Genomic DNA, 4,436 nt, shown 5'->3' on the forward strand with positions numbered 1-4,436 from the left:
TTGACTAATACGACGTAAATTCAAAATATCACTCATATTTTTAATTTGAGTACAAGTCTTTTCAAATTGTTGGCGATCGCTCACTTCAATACATAGATTAATAATTGCCGGGTGACCAGGATTTGTTTTAACTTGAGCATTTTGAACATTAACGTTATTATCCATTAAACGAGACAAAATATCTTTCAAAACTCCCACTCTATCCATCACTTCTATACAAATATTTACTGGATAAGTTTGAGGTCGTCCTTGATTTTCATTAGTAGAATTCCAACTAACAGGAACTAACCTTTCCCCGGGTATATTTTCCACATTAGAACAACCTTGACGATGAATAGAAATACCATGAATACGAGTAACACTACCAATAATAGGTTCACCTGGAATTGGATTACAACAACCAGCCAAATGGTACATTAAACCTTCAACTCCAGCAATAGGATGAGATTTATTTGAAGATGAAATTTGAGTAGGGCGAGGTAGCATTAAAGAAGATTTATGCTCAGAAAATTCTTTACAAATATCTGAATTTTGCTCAACTTGTGTGACTTCCCTAGTTGCATCTCGTAATCTATTGACTACTAAATTTAAAGTTATTTCACCGTAACCTAAAGCTGCTAGTAAATCTTCTACATTATGATAATTAAATCTCTCAGCAACAAGTCGCATTTGCTCAGACTTAAGTAAAGATTCAAAACCTTTTTTACCTAATTCTTTTTCTAATAATTCTTTTCCTCTAGATATATTTTCTTCCCGATGAGAGCGTTTGTACCACTGACGAATCCGGTTTCGTGCCCCACCAGTTACAACAAAATTTAGCCAATCTAGACTAGGATGCCCATTTTTTTGAGTTAATATTTCGACAATATCCCCATTTTTTAATGGAGTATCTAAACTAACAATTTTATCATTCACTTTAGCCCCTGTACAATGGTTTCCCACTTCTGTATGAATACGATAAGCAAAGTCTACTGAAGTCGAGCCTTGCTTGAGAGAAATCACATCACCTTTTGGTGTAAATACATAAACATCTTCATAGAATAAATCGCCTTTTATAGTTTCCAAATATTCCTGATCGTCCATCAAGTCGCTTTGCCATTCTAATAACTGTCTTAACCAGGTAAATTTTTCATCTTCAGCCGTCATTTTAGTATTACTAGAACTGGTTTCTTTATACTTCCAATGAGCAGCAATTCCATATTCAGCAATATGGTGCATTTCTACAGTTCTAATTTGCACTTCTACAGGGCGAGCTGTACTACCTATTACCCCTGTATGTAATGATTGATAACGATTAGGTTTTGGCAGACCAATATAGTCTTTAAATCTTCCAGGAATTGGTCGGTAAGAGTCATGAACAATGGCTAAAGTTCGATAACAATCTTCTCTTTTATTAACAATAATTCTTAGTCCAGCAATATCATAAACTTCGTGAAATGCTTTTTGTTTTAAGTGCATTTTCCGATAAATTCCATACAGATGTTTAGGGCGACCACTAATGTCGTAGCATTCTATTCCTGCTTGGTCTAATTTCTGTCGTAAATTTTCTGTCATTTCTAACAATTTAGCCTCTCGGTCAGCTCTTTTATCTGTTACTAATTCTTGAATTTCTCGATAAGCTTCTGATTCTATATATTTAAAAGATAAATCTTCTAATTCCCATTTAATTCGACCAATGCCCAAACGATTTGCTAAAGGTGCAAATATTTCCCGTGTTTCTAATGCCTTACTTAATTGTTTATGACGTGGCAAATGTTGCAGAGTTCTCATATTATGTAACCTGTCTGCCAACTTAACAACAATTACTCTAATATCCTTTGCCATTGCCAAAAACATCCGGCGAAAATTCTCAGCTTGTAGCTCTGTTTTACTAGAAAAATTAAACTTAGAAAGCTTAGTTACTCCTTCTACTAATAAAGCTATTTCTGAGCCAAATTTTTGTTCTATTTCTTCAATAGTTACATCTGTATCTTCAACAATATCATGTAGAAAACCTGCAGCAATCATCGCACTATCACCACCGAGATATTTCAACAATCCCGCAACAGCTATAGGATGACATATATAAGGTTCTCCTGATTTACGATATTGTCCTTCATGTAACTTATAAGCCAGTTCAAACGCTTGACAGATTAATGCTGTATCTAGCGAACAGCTAGTTAAATTATTGTTGTTATTTTTGCTATTTATGCATTCTTGTAACCAGTCAGGAATTACGCATGACATTAAAGGTTTAGGTTCTAGAGTTTTTGTCTTCATAGGAGTTAATTTATAGATCGGGTTAATTGGTTGTTTCTTTAGATAATTTAGACTAGAAATGCCAGAACTATATTCGGCTTTTATTAACCGAAATTATCAATTTATAGTTAATGAGAAAGCAGTCTAAATTTCAATTAGCTTTGTACTTTATAGTTACAGCTTTTTTGAAATTATCTGTTGCTTTTTATACTTTAATTCTTATAAAAAAATATGGAAACCCATGTTTAATCATTGGGATAAGTTTATATTATCAAATCGTGGTTTATGTCTAGATATATCTATAATATAACTTAATAATTAAAAATATAATTAATCTTAAGTATAAATAGATTATGACGTAAGCATTTCCTGCGGAATGCTGCGCAAACAGCTATTAGCTGTCAGCTATCAGCAACAAGATTCTCTCCTTAAGGAAAGTGTTTAAATTAACAACTAACTTTAAGGACAAGGGAGCCAATTTTTGTAGTAAGACAATTAAATATTGCTTTTATCCTAAATTAAAAGCAATAGCTTATAGCTGATGGCTGACGGCTGAATGCTTACATTATGACTCTAAAAAAATATCAAAAATATTCATCAAATCAGTAATCGTAGAGTGAGATTAATTTACATATCAATTTAAATTGATTTTGTAACTGTACTGAGATGATAAATATCCTATGTTATTACCTTATATATACAAATTTTAATTGATTTATATTATGTTACCAAAAGAGCATAATCAGCGATATCAAAAATTCAGTCAACTGCTGAATCAGTTGCAGGAATTTCTGGCCCAAGAAAATCTAGAGCCAGAAAAAATTTTGGCCGTGAAGAAAGAAGTCCAACAGTTTTTCGAGATTCAGATTATGAGTTTAGATAACTTAGAACTAGATCGATCCATTGCATTTCAGGTAAAGTCTTACTTAACAGAGATGCATAAGGAGCTTCGACTGTTATATGTAGATTTAATCTTTTTGCAAGCATCTCGAAACCCTCAAACAACACAAACGCGGTTGTCCACTATCAAAGACCGCCTAAAAACCCTCATAGGCTATTGCGGGAATATACTTAGTAAAACAAAATTAACACAAGATTAGGAATATATACTATGAAAAGTCCCAAGTACGATGTAGATTTAGAAGATGCTGTTTTGAATGATGTTATCCCGGTAAAATACTGCCCAGAATCTCAAGGTTTCTGGATTTCGGGAAAAAATTATGAAGCTTGGTTAGAGAGTTTACCCTCATGGTATGTGCCAGAAGAAATCTTACCTTATAATCAATTTGAAGATTTTGTACCTTCCCCTTTTGATGGTAAAGCAGGGTTATGTCCAGAATGTAGTACTTATTTATCACGCATCAAAATAAACATTAAACAACCTTTCTATATAGAACGTTGTTTGCATGATGGTGGTATTTGGTTTGATGATGCTGAAGAGTGGAAAATTTTAGAATCTCTTGGACTGCATACAAAAATACATGAGATGTTTTCTAGTAGATGGCAAGCTAAGATGCGTCAGCATCAACAAGAAATGATTAATCGTGAGGCTGTTATTGATAAATTGGGAGAAGAAATAGCTGAGTATGTTTTTCAATTAGCAGATATATTAGAGGATAATCCTCATGGAGATTGTGCTGCTACTTATATGTTACGCAGATTTGAAAATAAAAGAAAGGAGCTAAATGGGAAATTTAGTGTAGGAAGTCAAAGTTAATATTTTATGAAAGGAAGAAGGAAAAAAGAAGTCAAAAGTCAAAAGTCAAAAGTTAAAAGTAATATTTTGAAGTCAAAAGTTAAAAGTCAAAATTTAAAAGTAATGTTTTGAGGAATCAAAACTTTGACTATATAGTAATTTAACTTAAATTATTTCAAATCTAAAGGAGGGAAACTAGAAGTCAAAAGTTAAAGGTCAAAATTTAAAAGTAATGTTTTGAGGAATCAAAACTTTGACTATATAGTAATTTAACTTAAATTATTTCAAATCTAAAGGAGGGAAACTAGAAGTCAAAAGTTAAAGGTCAAAATTTAAAAGTAATGTTTTGAGGAATCAAAACTTTGACTATATAGTAATTTAACTTAAATTATTTCAAATCTAAAGGAGGGAAACTAGAAGTCAAAAGTTAAAAGTCAAAATTTAGAAGTCAAAATTTAAAAGTAATGTTTTGAGGAATCAAAACTTTGACTATATAGTAATT

General features: G+C 32.0%; 3 protein-coding genes. 2 read left to right on the forward strand and 1 reads right to left on the reverse strand.

What is annotated here, in order from left to right; all coding sequences use genetic code 11:
* Window positions 1–2,259, reverse strand: a 2,259-nt coding sequence (locus AC3DU7_RS02900) for a RelA/SpoT family protein (protein ID WP_488037866.1), incomplete at its 3' end; no start/stop codon positions are given.
* A 701-nt stretch (window positions 2,260–2,960) separates the two neighbouring features.
* Between AC3DU7_RS02900 and patD the strand changes: the two genes are divergently transcribed.
* Both patD and AC3DU7_RS02910 read left to right on the forward strand, forming a co-directional pair.
* Window positions 2,961–3,338: a heterocyst frequency control protein PatD gene (patD, locus tag AC3DU7_RS02905; protein ID WP_488037867.1), complete on the forward strand. Its 378-nt coding sequence runs from the start codon at window positions 2,961–2,963 to the stop codon at window positions 3,336–3,338.
* Window positions 3,339–3,349: 11 nt separating this feature from the next.
* Window positions 3,350–3,955, forward strand: a complete 606-nt coding sequence (locus AC3DU7_RS02910) for a TFIIB-type zinc ribbon-containing protein (RefSeq protein WP_488037868.1) — start codon at window positions 3,350–3,352, stop codon at window positions 3,953–3,955.
* Window positions 3,956–4,436: the final 481 nt, after the last annotated feature.

It is taken from the genome of Okeania sp., from assembly GCF_983059655.1.